Below are 15946 nucleotides of genomic sequence, written 5' to 3'. Positions count from 1 at the left end.
CTGTGCTGTGGGAGAGCCTACTTGATGCCGAGGATGTCCACGACGAACACGAGGTCGCCCTTGGCCTGGCCCTGACCCTCCTCGCCGTACGCCTGCGCGGCGGGGATGACGAGGAGCACGCGGGAGCCGACGGCCTTGCCCGCGAGGCCCTTGGTCCAGCCCGGGATGACCTGCTGGAGGCCGAAGGTCGCGGGCTGCCCGCGATCGAAGCTCGAGTCGAACTTGACCCCGTCGGCGAGGTTCACGCCGACGTAGTTCGCGACGATCGTGTCGGATTCGGCGACGGTCTGGCCGTGGCCGGTAATGAGGTCCTGGGCGACGAGCTCGGTGGGCTTCGCGGCGCCTGCGACGTCGATCTGCGGGACGCCGTTGCCGTCCTCGGTGACCTTGGGCAGGCCCGCGGGGAGCTCGGTGACGGCGTCGCCCTCAGGCTTGGAGAGCGGCTGCGGCGTGTCCTTGGTCGAGAGCACCTTGATCACGAGGAGGGTCGACGCCGTAGGGGCCGTCTCCGTGGCGCTCATCTGCTGAGGGGGCGAGGCGAAGGCGATGTACGAGCCGACCTTGGCCCCGACGAAGCCGTTGTAGACAGCGGCGCCGTTCGCCTTGAGCTCGTCGGAGAGCTCGAGCTTCTCCGTCGCGCCGGAGGCGAAGGTGTCCTCGAGGACTGCGCCGTCGGCGCCGTTGAGCGCGACGTAGCCGATCTCGACCGTCTGACCGGCCTTGACCCTCTCGCCGTCGCCCTCGTCGACCACCTTGATGGTCTGCTCGTTGACGGAGAGCGGCTTGTCGAACTCCACCGCGGGGGCCTTCTCTCCGGGCGTCACCTTGAGGGAATCGAAGGCGGCGACCTGGCCGGCCGGGGTGCTGGTGGGCTCGGAGCTCCCGCAGCCGGCCACGAAGAGGGCAAGCGGGAGCAGCAGGGCGATGAGACGGCGCACTGGTCAACTTCCTGTGGGGTGTTCCACCACATGGCGTGGCGGCGGTCGGGCCCGTCAGGGCCGGATCAAGCCTACCGGCTCAGCCTGTGAAGGGCCTGAGTGCGTCGAGGAGCTCGTCCACGCGCGGGTCCTCGTTGGCGAACGGGTCCTTGCACAGGATCGTGTGGTGGGCCCGGTCGTTGAGCTTGAGGTGCACCCAGTCGACCGTGTAGTCGACGCCGGCGGCCTGGGCCGCCTGGACGAACCGGCCCCGCAGGCGCGCGCGCGTGCTCTGCGGCGGGGTCAGGGCCGCCTGCGCGATCGCGGCGTCGTCCACGACGCGCGCCGCGGCGCCGCGCTTCTGCAGGAGGAAGTACAGCCCTCGGTCCGGGCTGATGTCGTGGTACGTCAGGTCCAGCTGGGCGACCCGCGCCGAATCGAGGTCGACGCCGTGGGTGGCGCAGTAGCGGTCGATGAGCTTCTTCTTGATCGCCCAGTCCACCTCGGTGTCGATCCCGCGGGTGTCCCCGGACTCGACGGCGTCGAGGGTTCGCTCCCACAGGTCGAGGATGCGCTCGACGTGGGGGGTGTGGGCTCCGTTCGCCGCGACGAACTCGTGCGCTTTGGACAGGTACATGCGCTGCATGTCCAGCGCCGTGGTCGTCCCGCCGCTCGCGAGCCTGACGGGCGCGCGGCCCGACAGGTCATGCGAGATCTCGCGGATGCTGCGGATCGGGTTCTCCATCCGCGCGTCGCGCATGATCACCCCGGCCTCGATCATGCGCAGCACGAGGTCCACGGTGCCGAGCTTCATCATCGTGGTCGTCTCGGACATGTTCGAGTCCCCGACGATCACGTGCAGGCGGCGGAAGTGCTCGGCGTCGGCGTGCGGCTCGTCCCGGGTGTTGATGATGGGCCGCGACCGCGTCGTCGCCGAGGACAGGCCCTCCCAGATGTGGTCGGCGCGCTGCGAGAACGCGTACACGGGCCCGTGGGCCGTCCGCAGCACCTTGCCCGCCCCGCACAGGACCTGCCGCGTGACGAGGAACGGGATGAGGATCTCGGCGAGGCGCGAGAACTCGGTGCGCCGCGGGATGAGGTAGTTCTCGTGGCTGCCGTAGGAGTTGCCGGCCGTGTCCGTGTTGTTCTTGAAGAGGTAGACGTGCCCGTCGAAGCCCTCCTCGGCCAGGCGGCGCTCCGCCTCGGCGATGAGGTCCACGAGGATGCGCTCCCCCGCCCTGTCGTGCGCGATGAGCTGCGCGACGTCGTCGCATTCGGCGGTCGCGTACTCGGGGTGGGAGCCGACGTCGAGGTACAGCCGCGAGCCGTTGCCCAGGAACACGTTGGAGGACCGGCCCCAACTGACCACCTTGCGGAAGAGGTACCGGGCCACCTCCTCGGGCGCGAGCGGGCGGCCGTTGGGGCTCGAATAGGCGATGCCGAATTCCGTCTCGACGCCGAAGATCCTGCGGTCCACTCAGTCCGTCCCGTCCATGAGGGAGACGAGCTCGTCCGCCGTGATGCGCCGGAACGCGCGGCGCAGGCCGCGGGCGGTCTCGGCGTCGCGGTCCAGGACGGCGACCTCGAGGCTGATCGGCTCCGTGCGGTCCTCGCGCAGCGCCCGCGCGGCGAGCCGGATGGCCTCGCCGAAGGACGCCTCGGAGCTCCAGCCGTCGATCACGGCCTCGGCGACGCGCTCGGCGGCGCCGCCCATGACGACGAAGCGGCGCTCGTCGGCGATCGAGCCGTCGAAGGTGAGCCGGAAGAGGTGGTCGTGCTCGACGTCCTCCCCGACCTCCGCGACGGTGAGCTCGACCTCGAAGGGCTTCTGCTCGGCGGTGAAGACCGCGCCGAGGCTCTGCGCGTACACGCTCGCGAGCCCCCGGCCCGTGACGTCCTCGCGGTCGTAGGAGTACCCGCGCACGTCGGCGTACCGCACGCCGGCCTGGCGCAGGCTCTCGAACTCGTTGTACTTGCCGACGGCGGCGAACGCGATCCTGTCGTAGATCTCGCCGATCTTGTGCAGCGACGGCGAGGGGTTCTCGGCGACGAGCGCGATCCCGTCCCGGCAGCTGACGACGACGACGGAGCGGCCGCGCGCGATGCCCTTCCGGGCGAAGTCCGCCCGGTCCTTCATGAGCTGCTCGGGCGAGACGTAGAACGGCTGGGTCATCTCAGGCCTCCCGTCCTGCCGTGCTGCGGGCGGAGATGACATTGCCCGCGACGGTGGCGAGCTCGTTCTCGGCCACGCGCCGGGCGCCCGCGCGGGTCACGGTGTACACGACGGGCCACAGCTGCCGGATGGGATCGGGGCCGCCCGTGGCGGAGTCGTCGTCGGCTGCGTCGTAGAGCGCCTCGACGGCGACGCGCACGGCGTCGTCCTCGGCGAGGCCCGGCCGCCAGAGCTTCTTGAGCGCTCCGCGGGCGAACACGGACCCGGAGCCCACCGAGTGGTGCTCGAGCTCCTCGTAGCGCCCGCCGGTCACGTCGTAGGAGAAGAGCCGGCCGACGCCGGACTCGAGGTCGAAGCCCGCGAAGAGCGGGACGACGGCGAGGCCCTGCAGCGCGAGCGGCAGGTTGCCGCGGATCATCGCCCCGAGCCGGGTGGCCTTGCCCTCGAGGCTCAGGAGCATGCCCTCGATCTTCTCGTAGTGCTCGAGCTCGACCTGGAACAGGCGCGCGACGTCGATCGCGATGCCCGCGGTCCCGGCGATGCCGAGCACGGAGTAGCGGTCCGCGGGGAAGACCTTCTCGATGTGGCGGCTCGCGATGACGTTGCCCATCGTCGCGCGCCGGTCGCCGGCCATGAGGACGCCGCCCGCGAAGGACAGCGCGACGATCGTGGTGGCATGCGGCGCCACCGTCGAGGCATCCGCTGGAAGGCTCCTGGTGAAGGGGAGGAGGTCCGGCCTGGCCGCCGCCAGGTGCTCGGTGAAGGACGAGGTCGCGGCGGCGACGATGCGCTCGGCGAGGAAGTCGTTCATACCGGGCCTACTGACCGCCCTTCTGGACGAACCCGCGCACGAACTCCTCCGCGTTGGTCTCGAGGACGTTGTCGATCTCGTCGAGGAGGTCGTCGACACCCTGGGTGTTCGCCTGGTCCTGGCTGGCGCCGGGCGCCGGGGTCGGGACGTCGACCTCGACGGCCTCTTCCTCGTCCCGAGGCTGAGTGCTCTTGTGCTCCTGACCGGCCATGGCCGCCTCCTTGCATCGGGCGTCGCTGGCGGCGGCGCCGTGGTCTGTGCTGTGGCTCGCCGCCGCTGGCTGCGACGTGACCCTCAATCCAATCTCAATCCCATACTGTCACTTTTCCGGCCGGTGTCACGGCACGGCACAGTGTCCTTCGCCTACGTGTGCCGTTCGCCGAGCAGGGCCGCGAGGAAGCCCTCGAGATCGGGGTGCTCGTCGAAGAGCGCGCTGGTGAGCGCCTTGGTCCCGCGCAGCGGCTCGCGCGTGGGAACGCGCTGGAGCCGGTAGCTGTTCGGGGGCGCGAAGACGACCGAGTCCCAGCTCGCGCTCGCGACCCCGCGGGGGAAGCGCTGGATGCTCTTCCCGCGGAACCACGCGCGCGTGTCCTCGGGGGGCTCGACGACGGCGGCGGCCACCGCGGCGGGGTCGGCCATCGTCTCGAGCGTCCCGCGGGCGGCGAGCCTGAGCGCGATCCCGCGCTCGGGCCGCACGTCAGACCACTGGATGTCGACGAGGCCGAGCCGGGCGTCGCCCCATGCGAGCCCATCGCGGTTGCGGTACCCGTCCAGGACGCGCAGCTTCGCGAGCCACTCGACGTAGCGCGCCGCGGCATCGAGGTCCCCGCCGAGGTCTGTGAGGGCGGCCTCCCAGCGGCGGAGGACCTCGGCGGTGTGCCCGTCGCCGCCGTGCTCGGCGGCCACGCCCTGGTCCGCGGCGAGCTTCGCCGCGGCCTCGAAGTACATCCACTGCAGCTCGAGCCCCGTGAGCTGGCGCCCGTCGATGAGCCGCACCGTCTCGGTCATGCCGATGTCGTGGCTGAGCCGATGCATCGCCGGGACCGGGTCGTGGACCTCGATCTGCGGTGCCTTCCCGGCCTCGATGAGGCTCAGGACCAGGGCCGTCGTCCCGAACTTCAGGTAGTTGGCGACGTGGCTGACGTTGGCGTCGCCCACGATCACGTGCAGCCGGCGGTACTTGTCCGCGACAGCGTGCGGCTCGTCGCGGGTGTTGATGATCGGCCGGCGCATCGTGGTCTCGAGGCCGACCTCGGCCTCGAAGTAGTCGGCGCGCTGGCTGATCTGGTAGCCGGGCCGTGAGCCGTCCTGGCCCAGGCCCACGCGTCCCGTGCCGCACACGAGCTGGCGCGAGACGAAGAACGGCGTGAGCCCCGCGACGAGCTCGCTGAACGGGACCGAGCGCGGCACGAGGTAGTTCTCGTGCGAGCCGTACGAGGCCCCCTTGCCGTCGGTGTTGTTCTTGTACAGGTTCACCGGGCCCCGCTCACGGTCCTCGGCGAGGGCGCGCACGGCGGCGAGGGCCACGGCGTCGCCCGCGAGGTCCCACACGAGCGCGTCGCGGGGGTTGGTCACCTCGGGGCTCGAGTACTCGGGATGGGCGTGGTCGACGTAGAGCCGCGCCCCGTTGCCGAGCACGAGGTTCATGAGCGCCGGCTCCTGGTCACCGTCGAGCTCGATCTCCGCAGGCCCGTGGGCGAGGGCGACCGCCTCCGCCGTCAGGACGGGCTCGACGTCGGTGAGCTGGTCCGGGTGGGCCTGGCCGCGCGTGACCGTCCACCCGCGGGCGTCCCGCAGGGGCGTCTCGTCGGTGTAGTCCCAGCCGGTGCCGCCCTCGGCGCCCTGCCCGCCGCTGCCCTTGGCGCGCGTGAGCCGGGAGTAGGCCGCGATGACCTGCGAGGACAGGTACGTCGCGTTCGCCCCCGGCATCGCGGGCGCGTGGATGCCGAACTCGGTCTCCGAGCCCATGACGCGCAGGGCTCCCCCGGCCGCGAGGCCGGGGCTCGTGTCGCTGCTCATGCTCCCCCCTACAGGTACTGCCCGGTGCTCAGGGTCGTCTCGATCGTGCGGCCGGGCTCGGTGCCGCCCTTGCCCTGGACGATCGTTCGGATGTACGTGATCCGCTCGCCCTTCTTGCCCGAGATCCGCGCCCAGTCATCCGGGTTGGTCGTGTTCGGCATGTCCTCGTGCTCGCGGAACTCGTCGGCGACGGCGCGCAGGAGATGGTCCATGCGCAGGCCCTTCGAGCCCGTCGTGAGGAGTTCCTTGATCGCGGCCTTCTTGGCCCGGTCCACGACGTTCTGGATCACGGCGCCGGAGTTGAAGTCCTTGAAGTAGAGGATCTCGGTGTCGCCGTTGGCGTACGTGACCTCGAGGTACTCGGTGGACTTGTCGGTCGCGTACATGGCCTCGACCGTGCGCTGGATCATCATGTCCACCGTGGCCTTGGCGTCCCCGCCGTGCTCAGCGAGGTCGTCCGGGTGGATCGGCAGGTCCTCGGTCAGGTACTTCGAGAAGATGTCCGAGGCGGCCTCGGCGTCGGGCCGGTGGATCTTGATCTTGACGTCCAGGCGGCCGGGCCGCAGGATCGCCGGGTCGATCATGTCCTCGCGGTTCGAGGCGCCGATGACGATGACGTTGTCGAGCCGCTCGACGCCGTCGATCTCGCTCAGCAGCTGCGGCACGATGGTCGTCTCGACGTCGGAGGAGACGCCCGTCCCGCGGGTCCGGAAGAGCGAGTCCATCTCGTCGAAGAACACCACGACCGGGCTGCCGTCCGAGGCCTTCTCACGGGCGCGGGAGAAGATGAGGCGGATGTGCCGCTCCGTCTCGCCCACATACTTGTCGAGGAGCTCAGGGCCCTTGATGTTCAGGAAGTAGCTCTTGACGTCCTGGGTTCCGGCCCGCTCCATGGCGCGGCCGGCGAGGGAGTTCGCGACCGCCTTGGCGATGAGCGTCTTGCCGCATCCGGGCGGGCCGTAGAGCAGGATGCCCTTGGGGGCCTTGAGCCCGTGCTCGCGGTAGAGGTCGGGGTGCAGGAACGGCAGCTCGACGGCGTCGCGGATCTGCTCGATCTGGGACGCGAGCCCGCCGATGTCCTGGTAGCTGATGTCCGGGACCTCCTCGAGGACGAGGTTCTCGACCTCCGAGCGCGGGACCTTCTCGAGGGCGCAACCGGTGCGGTTGTCCACGGAGACGGCGTCGCCGACGCGCAGCCGCTCGAGCTGGAGCGGCCCGGAGAGGCGCAGGACGCGCTCCTCGTCGCCGCGGCCGATCACGAGGACGCGGTCGTGTCCGAGGAGCTCCTTGATGGTCACGAGCTCGCCCGAGCGCTCGAAGCCGAGCGAGGCGACGACCTCGAAGGCCTCGTTGAGGAGGACCTCCTGCCCGATGCTCAGGTCGGCCACGGACACGAGGGGGCTCAGGCCCACGCGCATCTTCCGCCCGGAGCTCACGACGTCGACGCTCTCGTCCGTCACTGCCGTGGAGGCGCCGCCGGCGGGTCGCTTCCGGTTGATCTGCACGATGCTGCCGAAGCTGTAGGGCGGCTGGCCCTCATGCTCGAGCGAGGACTTGAGCCGCTGGATCTCGGCCTTGGCCGCCTGGAGCATCTCCGTCATCCGGGTGTTGTTGCTCGTCGCGGAGGCAAGCTGCCTGTCGACGGCGCGCAGCTTGTCCCGCAGGACGTTGATCTGCCGCTCGGCGATGCTCAGCTGCTCGGCATGGGGCGAGGGCGGCACCGCCTCGCGGCCGTTCCCCGCCTTGTCGTTCTCTGCCATCGCGATCACATCCTTCTCCACCCGAGGGCCGGGCCTTGCGGTCCACCCTGCATCCGAGTCCTACCCGAACGCGCCCTGATGAAAAGACACTAGCGCGACCTCGCCCCGGCGAACCCGAGCAAATCGGCTTGGAACAAAAGAGTTACACGCAGTTTCCGGATGGTGGACAGGACGTGTCAGTCCTCGGCCGAACCCTGTTCCGGGACCCCCGCGCGGGCGTCCCGGGCGGCCCGGCGGAGCTTGCGGTCGGACACCGGCCGCTCGCCCACCGAGGCCGGGGTCCATGCGTTGAGGTCCTCGTCGCTGAACTCCGTCTTCGCGCGCTTCTTGCGCACGAGCGGCTCGACGCCCTCGGCCAGGCGGCGCGTGACGAGGAGGAAGCCAGTGTGCCCCACCATGCGGTGCTCGGGGCGGACGGCGAGCCCCTCGAGGTGCCAGCCGCGCACCATCGACTCCCACGCGTCCGGCTCGGTGAAGCGGCCGTCTGCGCGGATCGCCTCGGCGGTGCGGGAGAGCTGGGTCGCCGTCGCGACGTAGTTGATCCATACGCCTCCCGGGGCGAGGACGGTCGCGACGGCGTCGAGGCACTCCCATGGCGCGAGCATGTCCAGGACCACGCGGTCGATGCTGCCGGGCTCCTCGGCCTTGACGACCTCGTCCTGGAAGTCGCCGAGGGAGATGCGCCACGCGGGGTGCGGGCCGCCGAAGATCGTCTCGACATTGCCGCGCGCGATGTCCGCGAACTCCTGGCGCCGCTCGAACGAGTGGAGGTACCCGCCGTCGCCCACGGCGCGCAGGAGCGAGATCGAGAGCGCGCCCGAGCCCACGCCGGCCTCGACGACGCGGGCGCCGGGGAAGATGTCCGCCATCGTCACGATCTGGCCCGCGTCCTTGGGGTACACGACGGCCGCGCCGCGCGGCATCGACAGGACGAAGTCCGACAGGAGCGGGCGCAGGGCCTGGTACTGGTGCCCCGCGGTGTTGGTCACGACCGAGCCGTCCGGCCGGCCGATGATCTCGCTGTGGTTCAGGAAGCCCTTGTGAGTGTGGAACGCGCCCCCGTCGGCGAGGGTGACCGTGTTCATGCGGCCGCGCTCGTCGGTCAGCTGCACGCGCTCGCCGACACGGAACGGGCCGCGGCGGAGGGCCGCCCCGACGGGGCCGTCCGCGGCGACGGGCTGGGTGCTCTGGGTCATGGTGTCCTCTCTGCGGTCCGCCGGGCGCACCGGCGGAAGGTTCTGGGGAAGGCTAGCGCGCCTGGCGGCCGGAGATCGCGGCCACGACGTCGCGCTGGCTGAGGAGGCCGACAACGCGCCCGCCGGCATCCACGACGGCGTACTCGGTGCCCGCGAGCTGGGCGAGGTACTGGACGAGCTCCTGCCCGCCGGCGGTGTCCGGCACGTACGCGCCCGGGGCGAGGGCGTAGCCGACCGCCGTCACCGGCGTCGTGGGGCGCGCCGCCGGCGGCACGCGGTCCACGGCGGAGGGGTCGACGACGCCCTGCGGCTTGCCGTCCGGGGCGCAGAGCACGACGGCGACACCGTCCTGGGCGCCCGCCGCAACGGCCTGCTCGACGCTCGCGTAGTTGGGGATGCCGACAGCGGGGACAGCCAGCCGGCCCGCGACGACGCCCGGGAGGCGCGTACGGAAGCCCGCGTGCCGGATGGCGGCCGAGGCCCCCTGCCAGAGGAACACCGCGACGAGGAGCGTGACCATCGCGAACGGCAGGTCCACCGGCGCGCCCTGGGCGGCCGGGAGGACGACGCCGAACAGGACGAGGCACAGGACGATGCCGCGGCCTGTCCAGCCGGCGGCGATCGTGCCCTTCTCCTGGGAGCCGGTGGCCTTCCACACGGCGCTCTCGACGATCCGCCCGCCGTCGAGCGGCAGGCCCGGCAGGACGTTGAACACGGCGATGAGGAAGTTGGCCCACATGAAGATGTTCACGAGGATGTCCGCGACCCCGGTGAGGTGGACGCTCGAGACGATGACCCAAGCGGCGCCCGCGAGGAAGAAGTTGGCGGCGGGCCCGGCGAGGGCCACCGCGACGGAGCGGCCGGGTGAGGCGATGTACGACTCGAACTGGGTGTGCCCGCCCCAGAGGTTCAGCACGATCTTCTGGCTCGGCCAGCCGAACGCGCGGGCCGTGAGGGCGTGCGCGAGCTCGTGGACCAGGACGGACAGCAGCAGGAGCACGGCGTAGGCGAACGCGACGAGGTAGGCCCCGACCCCGAGGGCTGGCTGGCGGTCCTGGAGGGTCGGACCGTACACGAGCACCGTGAATCCCGCGATGAGGAACCACGAGTAGGCCAGGATGACGGGCACGCCCGCGATCCGTCCGAGGCGGATTCCCTCGCGGCGCCCGGTCTCGGTCCCGGGTTCGCCGCTCACGCGGGGCCCCCGGCCGCCGGGACGGCCGCCCCGCGCAGGGCCGAGGCGAGGTCCCCTGGTCCGCGCCCCTCGAGCGTCTCCCAGTGCTCGACGCCGAGGTGCACCGGGACCGCGAGGGCGTTGGGCACGACGATGGTGGCCAGCTCCGCGGCGACGGCGGAGGTCGCCCCGGGGGTCGAGTCCTCGACGGCAACGCACTCCTCAGGCTCGAGCCCGCCGAGCTGGTCGGCGAGCAGGGCGAGCCCGCGCAGGTACGGCTCGGGGTGGGGTTTGCCGCGGGACACGGAGTCCCCAGTGACGACCGCGGCGAAGGTCCCCTCCGGCAGGTGCCCGAGGATGCGCTGGACCATGGGCGCCTCGGACATCGTCACGAGCGCGCACGGGACGCCCTCCGCCGCGAGCGCGTCGAGCATCTCGCGCGCGCCTGGGCGCCAGGGCACGGCGCTGCCGAGCTGCTCGATGACCCGGGCCGTGAGGGTGTCGATGATCTCGCGGGCCTCCATGCGCACGCCGGCCTCCTGGAGGATCCCCGCCGAGGTGCTGAGGGCCTGGCCGACGAGCCGCATGGCCTGCTCGTGCGTCCAGGTGCCGCCGAAGCGCTCGACGAGCTCGTGCTCAGCCGTGATCCAGTACGGCTCGGTGTCGACCAGGGTTCCGTCCATGTCCCACAGGACGGCGCGCAGCGGCGCTAGTCCGCCGGGGGCAGGACCGGAGGCAGGGTTTTCGGCGGGGAGGCGCATATCCACCAGTCTACGGTGGCGAGGGGGGCGCCTCCGGACGCCGGGAGGGCACCGCAGGCTGTTTTGCCCTGTGGGCGAAACAGGTGCGGAACCCGGGCCGAGGGCCATGCAACGGGGCGTGCGGCGTCATAGTCTGGAGCGATGGACGACTTCGACGCCGACGCCCCGGCACCGCACCCGGGCCTGTTCCCCCCGCCGCCCGAGGGCGAGCGGGTCACTGTGATGCTCGCGGCGTTCGAGGGCTGGAACGACGCCGGCGAGGCGGCGAGCGATGCCCTGCGGTTCCTGCGCCGCCACTTCGATGCCCAGAAGGTCGGCATGATCGACTCGGACGACTACTACGACTTCCAGTTCACGCGGCCCACCGTGCGCCGCGCGGGCTCGGGGCGTCGGCGCATCAAGTGGCCGACGACTAAGGTCTCGACCGCGCGCCTGGAGGGGCACCCCCTGGACCTCGTGCTCGTCCAGGGCACCGAGCCCTCGTACCGCTGGCGCTCCTTCACCGACGAGCTCATCGAGTACGTCGAGGACCTCAACGTGGACTACCTCGTCGTCGTCGGGGCCCTGCTCGCGGACGTCCCGCACTCGCGTCCGATCCCCGTCACAGCCACGAGCGAGAACGAGGAGCTCAAGGAGCGGCTCGGCCTCGAGTCGAGCCAGTACGAAGGGCCCACCGGGATCATCGGCGTGTTCGCCGACGCCGCGGACCATCACGGCACCCCGACGGTCTCGCTCTGGGCCGCCGTGCCGCACTACGTGGCCCAGGCGCCCTCGCCCAAGGCGCAGCTCGCGCTCCTGCACCGCATCGAGGAGCTCCTGCAGGTCCCGCTCGACACGAACGACCTCGCGGAGGACGCCGAGGCGTGGGAGCGGGGGGTCAACGAGCTCGCGACAGAGGATCCGGAGGTCGCCGCGTACATCCACCAGCTCGAAGAGGCCAAGGACACGGCGGACCTGCCCGAGGCCACGGGCGAGTCGATCGCGCGCGAGTTCGAGCGCTACCTCAAGCGCCGCGGCAAGGACTCCCCCGGGGCGGGTTGATCCGAGCATCGACGCGACACGGGCAGGGCCCGGCGGGGAACCGCCGGGCCCTGCCCGTGTCAACGTGCTGGTACGGAAGGGGCCTAGCGCAGCGCGACGCCGAGCAGGGCGTCGACCGCGGCGGCGGCCAGCGCGCCGTCGTCCGCGCTCTCCCCCCGCCCCGCGGCGGCAGCGTCCTCGGCCCACTTGTCGACCGCGGCGAGGGCGCGCGGGGCGTCGAGGTCGTCGGCGAGGGCGGTGCGCAGCTCGGACAGGAGCGGCTCGGCCGAGCCCGGGACGGCGCGGGCGAGCGCCTCCCGCCAGCGCCCGAGACGGGCGACTGAGGCGTCGAGGAGGTCCTGGGTCCACTCCCAGTCGGAGCGGTAGTGGTTGGCGAGGATGGCGAGGCGGATCGCGGCGGGCTCGACGCCCGCGGCGCGCAGCTTCGAGACGAGGACGAGGTTCCCGCGGGACTTGCTCATCTTCTCGCCGTCGAGGCCCACCATGCCCGTGTGGGCGAAGTGCTTCGCAAGGGGCTTGTGGTCCATGCTCCACGCGTGACCCGCCCCCATCTCGTGGTGCGGGAAGGCGAGGTCGGAGCCGCCGCCCTGGACGGTGAAGGGCGCCGGGAGGAAGCGGCGGGCGATCACGGTGCACTCGATGTGCCAGCCCGGGCGGCCGCGGCCGAGCGTTCCGCCCTCCCAGTGGGGCTCGCCGAGGCGGGCCTCGCGCCACAGGATCGGGTCGAGCGGGCTGTGCTTGCCGGGGCGGTCGGGGTCGCCGCCGCGGTCGCCGAAGACCTCGATCATCTCCGCGACGGTGAGGTGGGAGACGTACCCGAGGCGCCACGCCTCGTCGTCGGACTCGGCGCGGCGGGTCGCCTCGGTCACGTCGTAGTAGACGTCGCCATCGGGCTCGCCCTCGGACCCGCCCAGCGTGTAGGCGAGGCCCTCGGCGAGGAGCTTCTCGACCTCGGGGACGATCCAGGGGATGGACTCGACGGCGCCGACGTAGTGCTCGGGCGCGAGGACCCGCAGGGCCTCCATGTCCGTCTGGAAGAGCGCGATCTGGCTGTGGGCGAGCGTGCGCCAGTCGACGCCGGTCTTGTCCGCGCGCTCGAGCAGCGGGTCGTCGACGTCGGTCGTGTTCTGCACATAGGTGACGGTGCTGCCGGCGTCGCGCCACAGGCGGTTGAGCAGGTCGAAGGCCACGTAGGTGGAGGCGTGCCCGAGGTGCGTCGCGTCGTAGGGGGTGATGCCGCAGACGTAGAGCGACTGCTCGGGGGCGGCGGGGATGTCGACCATGTCCTGCAGGCGCGAGTCGTAGAGCCGGACTGAGCCGCTGGTTCCGGGCAACTGCGGGACGGGGGTCTGCCTCCAAGTCTTCACCCCACTAGCCTAGTGGCCCGCCGAGATGACCCCGAATCCGAGAAGGACATACAGGAGGGCGCCGAGCCCGATCCGGTACCAGACGAAGAGCCGGTATGAGCGCGAGGAGATGTAGCGCATGAACCAGCCGATGATGATGAAGCCGACGACGAACGCGATCGCCGTCGCGAGCGCGGTCTCCGGGAGCCCGTAGGGGCCCGAGTCGAAGCCGTTCTCCAGGCTCTTGGCAAGCTGGAAGAGGCCCGAGCCGAACACTGCCGGGATCGCGAGGAGGAAGGAGTACCGGGCGGCGGCCTCACGCGTGTAGCCCATGAAGAGCCCGGCCGTGATGGTCCCGCCCGAGCGGGAGACGCCCGGGATGAGCGCGAGCGCCTGGGCGAAGCCGTAGAGGATGCCGTGGCGGGTGTCCAGCGTGTCGAGCGTGCGCACGTGTCGGCCGAGGGCGTCGGCCACCGCCAGGATGAGCCCGAACACGATGAGCGTCGTGGCCGTGATCCAGAGGCTCCTCAGGACCGTCTCGATCTGGTCCTGGAAGAGCAGCCCGAGGACGACGATGGGGAGGCTGCCGATGATCACGAGCCAGCCCATCCGCGCGTCGTGGTCGTTGCGCGCGACCCGCCCTATGAGCGAGCCGAACCACGCACCGATGATCCGCACGATGTCACGCCAGAAGTAGATGATGACGGCGGTCTCGGTGCCGAGCTGGGTGATCGCGGTGAAGGCCGCGCCCGGATCCTGCGCATTCGGCAGGAACTCCCCGACGATCCGAAGATGGGCGCTCGAGGAGATGGGCAGGAACTCCGTCAGGCCCTGGACGAGCCCGAGGAAGGCGGCTTCGAGGAAATTCACGCTCGCCACTCTAGTCGGCGAACCTCGGTGGCCCGCTCAGGTGCGGCGCGCAGCGTCCCGTCCGGCGCCGGCCTCCGCCTCGTCCATGTCCTCCTCGTCCTCGTCTTCCTCGTCCTCTTCGTCGTCCTCATCCTCGTCGTCCGAGTCCACGAGGTCGATCGGGAGATCCTCGCCGTAGGCGTCGTAGAGCGCGTCCGCGTAGGACTCGAAGGCGTCGGCGACAGCGAAGAACGCGGCCTCCACGGCGGGGTCCTCGTCGGAGCGCCTGGAGGCGGCGGCGATGAGGTGCTCTTCGAGTGCGGCTGTCAGCGAACCGAGGGCCACGCGCGGGTCAATGCTCATGGGGGCCACGGTAGTCTGAAACAGCGGGGCCTGCTAGGGAGCCACGGTGCTCACGACGGCGTGTCCCGCCCGCCGCCATCCCGCGGCGCCAGCAACAGGCAGCACGAGGAAGCGAGGGCCATGAAGGAGCGGATCCTCACCACCGCCCCGGTCGACGGGGGGAGCGCAGCGCGCCAGTACGAGTACCTGGTGCTCTCCGTCGGGCCGAAGGACTCCCTCGCGGACGCACGGCAGCGCGTGCGCGAGCACTCGGAGTACGGCCGCTGGGAGCTCGAGCGCTCCCGCCTGTACATGGGCGGCGGGCGCCAGTACTGGCTCCGGCGCAAGGTCATGGTCGTCTCGCGGACCGCGTAGCCCTGACAGGCCTCAGTCCTCGAGGGGCCCGAGGAGCTCGTTCGCGACGGTGGCGTGCGCGGACTCCGGATCCGAGGGGTGGTACAGCCCCGCGAGCACGTCGCGGTAGAGGCGCTCAAGCTCGCTGCCCCTGAAGTAGGCCCCTCCCCCGCCCACGCGCATCGCCGTGCCGACGACCGCCACGGCCGTCTCGACGACCCGGTGCTTGAGCCCGCTCAGAGCCCTGAACCACGCAGCCCCGCGGTCCACGAGTCCGTCGAGGTCGGCCGCGACGCGCTCGAGCTGCGGCAGAACGGCGTCGACCGCCATGGCCGCCTCGGCGAGCTGCCAGCGGATGTCAGGGTCCTGCGAGTAGGGCCGCCCGCCGCTGCGATGCGAGCGTCGGCGGTGGGCCGCCTCGACCGCCAGCTCGAGCGCCCGCTCGGCGATGCCCGTGTAGACGGCGGCGAGGAGCGACTCGAAGACCGCGAAGATGCCGAAGACGAGCAGGTCCTGGCTGGGTCCGACGGGGAGAGTCCGCACGATCCGCTCGACAGGGATGTGCGCGCCCTCGAGGACAGTGGTGCGGGACTGGCTCGCGCGCATGCCGAGGGCGTCCCAATCGTCGAGGTGCCGCCAGCCGGGCTCGTCGCGGCGGAGGAAGCCCCATACGAGCCGCGGCTCCTCGCCGGAGGTGTCCTTGCCGAACGTGCCGAGGCGGGTCCATGCCGGCGCGAGCGAGGTGAAGACCTTGGTGCCGGTGAAGCAGTAGCCGCCCTCGCCGTCCGGCGCCGCGTCGGTGAACGAGTCGAAGAGCACCGCGTCGTTGCCCGCCTCCGAGACGCCGAAGGCGAACACCTCGCCCGCGGCGGCCTCCTCGAGGACGACGGCGAGCGAGGCGTCGCCCCGGTCCCCGAGCACCCTCGCGACGCCGGTCCACACGAGGTGCATGTTGACGGCGAGGGCCGTGGCCGGTGCCGCCGCGGCGAGCCGCCGCTGGAGGCGCACGACGTCGGCCAGGCCGGCTCCCAGCCCGCCTGCGGCCTCGGGGACGAACGCCCTGAGGTAGCCGGCCGCGGCGAGGGCGTCGAGGTCCTCGCGCGGGAACTCATTGCGCTCGTCGTAGCCCGCGGCGCGCGAGCGGATCCCGGCCAGGAGCTCCTCGGGCAGGACTGCCTCGGGGTCCACGGGCATGCGGCGCGC

The 15946-nt window shown here is 71.5% G+C and carries 16 protein-coding genes; 2 read left to right on the top strand and 14 right to left on the bottom strand.

The genetic code is table 11. The annotated features are described in order from the left end of the window. Positions 1-17 precede the first annotated feature (17 nt). The 10 genes from ACUYMY_RS08820 to ACUYMY_RS08775 all read right to left on the bottom strand — a co-directional run bounded on the left by ACUYMY_RS08820 (position 18) and on the right by ACUYMY_RS08775 (position 10811). A complete protein-coding gene (locus ACUYMY_RS08820; RefSeq protein ID WP_481703204.1) occupies positions 18-938 on the bottom strand; it encodes an FKBP-type peptidyl-prolyl cis-trans isomerase in 921 nt (306 codons plus the stop codon). A 79-nt stretch (positions 939-1017) separates the two neighbouring features. Beyond that, entirely contained in the window at positions 1018-2394 is a 1377-nt protein-coding gene (gene pafA, locus ACUYMY_RS08815) for a Pup--protein ligase (RefSeq protein ID WP_481703203.1), read from the bottom strand. Continuing rightward, positions 2395-3090, bottom strand: coding sequence for a proteasome subunit alpha (gene prcA / locus ACUYMY_RS08810; RefSeq protein ID WP_481703202.1), 696 nt, complete (start codon positions 3088-3090; stop codon positions 2395-2397). It abuts the gene before it with no gap. A gap of 1 nt (position 3091) precedes the next feature. Beyond that, complete coding sequence (prcB, locus tag ACUYMY_RS08805) at positions 3092-3901, bottom strand: proteasome subunit beta (protein ID WP_481703201.1); 810 nt, start codon at positions 3899-3901, stop codon at positions 3092-3094. Positions 3902-3908: 7 nt separating this feature from the next. Then, a complete protein-coding gene (locus tag ACUYMY_RS08800; protein WP_481703200.1) occupies positions 3909-4112 on the bottom strand; it encodes a ubiquitin-like protein Pup in 204 nt (67 codons plus the stop codon). A 152-nt stretch (positions 4113-4264) separates the two neighbouring features. Next, the gene (dop, locus tag ACUYMY_RS08795; protein ID WP_481703199.1) at positions 4265-5920 is read right to left on the bottom strand and encodes a depupylase/deamidase Dop; all 1656 of its coding nucleotides are present in this window, start codon (positions 5918-5920) and stop codon (positions 4265-4267) included. Positions 5921-5928: 8 nt separating this feature from the next. Further along, positions 5929-7680: a proteasome ATPase gene (gene arc / locus ACUYMY_RS08790; RefSeq protein WP_481703198.1), complete on the bottom strand. Its 1752-nt coding sequence runs from the start codon at positions 7678-7680 to the stop codon at positions 5929-5931. 176 nt (positions 7681-7856) lie between these two features. After that, the gene (locus ACUYMY_RS08785) at positions 7857-8876 is read right to left on the bottom strand and encodes a tRNA (adenine-N1)-methyltransferase (RefSeq protein WP_481703197.1); all 1020 of its coding nucleotides are present in this window, start codon (positions 8874-8876) and stop codon (positions 7857-7859) included. A 52-nt stretch (positions 8877-8928) separates the two neighbouring features. Continuing rightward, positions 8929-10071 carry a site-2 protease family protein gene (locus ACUYMY_RS08780; RefSeq protein WP_481703196.1) on the bottom strand — a complete coding sequence of 381 codons (1143 nt, stop codon included), beginning with the start codon at positions 10069-10071 and terminating at the stop codon, positions 8929-8931. After that, positions 10068-10811, bottom strand: coding sequence for an HAD family hydrolase (locus ACUYMY_RS08775; protein ID WP_481703195.1), 744 nt, complete (start codon positions 10809-10811; stop codon positions 10068-10070). The genes ACUYMY_RS08780 and ACUYMY_RS08775 overlap by 4 nt, the downstream gene beginning before the upstream one ends. Before the next feature lie 141 nt (positions 10812-10952). Here ACUYMY_RS08775 and ACUYMY_RS08770 point away from each other — a divergent pair, with 141 nt between their 5' ends. Next, positions 10953-11852: a PAC2 family protein gene (locus ACUYMY_RS08770; RefSeq protein WP_481703194.1), complete on the top strand. Its 900-nt coding sequence runs from the start codon at positions 10953-10955 to the stop codon at positions 11850-11852. A gap of 83 nt (positions 11853-11935) precedes the next feature. On the opposite strand, the gene mshC is transcribed toward ACUYMY_RS08770, so the two are convergent. Genes mshC through ACUYMY_RS08755 form a run of 3 tightly spaced genes read right to left on the bottom strand, consistent with a single transcriptional unit; the run spans position 11936 to position 14410 of the window. Next, a complete protein-coding gene (mshC, locus tag ACUYMY_RS08765) occupies positions 11936-13219 on the bottom strand; it encodes a cysteine--1-D-myo-inosityl 2-amino-2-deoxy-alpha-D-glucopyranoside ligase (protein WP_481703193.1) in 1284 nt (427 codons plus the stop codon). 9 nt (positions 13220-13228) lie between these two features. Continuing rightward, positions 13229-14068 (bottom strand): undecaprenyl-diphosphate phosphatase, encoded by an 840-nt coding sequence (locus ACUYMY_RS08760; RefSeq protein ID WP_481703192.1) that lies wholly within the window; start codon positions 14066-14068, stop codon positions 13229-13231. Between the two features lie 36 nt (positions 14069-14104). After that, on the bottom strand, positions 14105-14410 hold the full coding sequence (locus ACUYMY_RS08755; protein WP_481703191.1) for a hypothetical protein: 306 nt from the start codon (positions 14408-14410) through the stop codon (positions 14105-14107). A 120-nt stretch (positions 14411-14530) separates the two neighbouring features. Here ACUYMY_RS08755 and ACUYMY_RS08750 point away from each other — a divergent pair, with 120 nt between their 5' ends. Beyond that, positions 14531-14764, top strand: coding sequence for a DUF5703 family protein (locus tag ACUYMY_RS08750; RefSeq protein WP_481703190.1), 234 nt, complete (start codon positions 14531-14533; stop codon positions 14762-14764). 12 nt (positions 14765-14776) lie between these two features. Here the strand turns inward: ACUYMY_RS08750 and ACUYMY_RS08745 are convergent, their stop codons facing one another. Then, on the bottom strand, positions 14777-15931 hold the full coding sequence (locus ACUYMY_RS08745; protein ID WP_481705016.1) for an acyl-CoA dehydrogenase family protein: 1155 nt from the start codon (positions 15929-15931) through the stop codon (positions 14777-14779). Between the last annotated feature and the right edge of the window lie 15 nt (positions 15932-15946).

It is taken from the genome of Sinomonas sp. T428B, from assembly GCF_056780155.1.
The sequence above is the reverse complement of the archived record's forward strand: the minus strand, read 5'-3'. Positions and strand labels throughout refer to the sequence as shown.

What these genes read in the sequence shown, in the direction of transcription:
- ACUYMY_RS08800 (WP_481703200.1), bottom strand. Translation starts at nt 4,112, where the DNA reads ATGGCCGGTCAGGAGCACAAGAGCACTCAGCCTCGGGACGAGGAAGAG.
- dop (WP_481703199.1), bottom strand. Translation starts at nt 5,920, where the DNA reads ATGAGCAGCGACACGAGCCCCGGCCTCGCGGCCGGGGGAGCCCTGCGC.
- ACUYMY_RS08750 (WP_481703190.1), top strand. Translation starts at nt 14,531, where the DNA reads ATGAAGGAGCGGATCCTCACCACCGCCCCGGTCGACGGGGGGAGCGCA.
- ACUYMY_RS08775 (WP_481703195.1), bottom strand. Translation starts at nt 10,811, where the DNA reads ATGCGCCTCCCCGCCGAAAACCCTGCCTCCGGTCCTGCCCCCGGCGGA.
- ACUYMY_RS08770 (WP_481703194.1), top strand. Translation starts at nt 10,953, where the DNA reads ATGGACGACTTCGACGCCGACGCCCCGGCACCGCACCCGGGCCTGTTC.
- arc (WP_481703198.1), bottom strand. Translation starts at nt 7,680, where the DNA reads ATGGCAGAGAACGACAAGGCGGGGAACGGCCGCGAGGCGGTGCCGCCC.
- prcA (WP_481703202.1), bottom strand. Translation starts at nt 3,090, where the DNA reads ATGACCCAGCCGTTCTACGTCTCGCCCGAGCAGCTCATGAAGGACCGG.
- ACUYMY_RS08785 (WP_481703197.1), bottom strand. Translation starts at nt 8,876, where the DNA reads ATGACCCAGAGCACCCAGCCCGTCGCCGCGGACGGCCCCGTCGGGGCG.
- ACUYMY_RS08755 (WP_481703191.1), bottom strand. Translation starts at nt 14,410, where the DNA reads ATGAGCATTGACCCGCGCGTGGCCCTCGGTTCGCTGACAGCCGCACTC.
- prcB (WP_481703201.1), bottom strand. Translation starts at nt 3,901, where the DNA reads ATGAACGACTTCCTCGCCGAGCGCATCGTCGCCGCCGCGACCTCGTCC.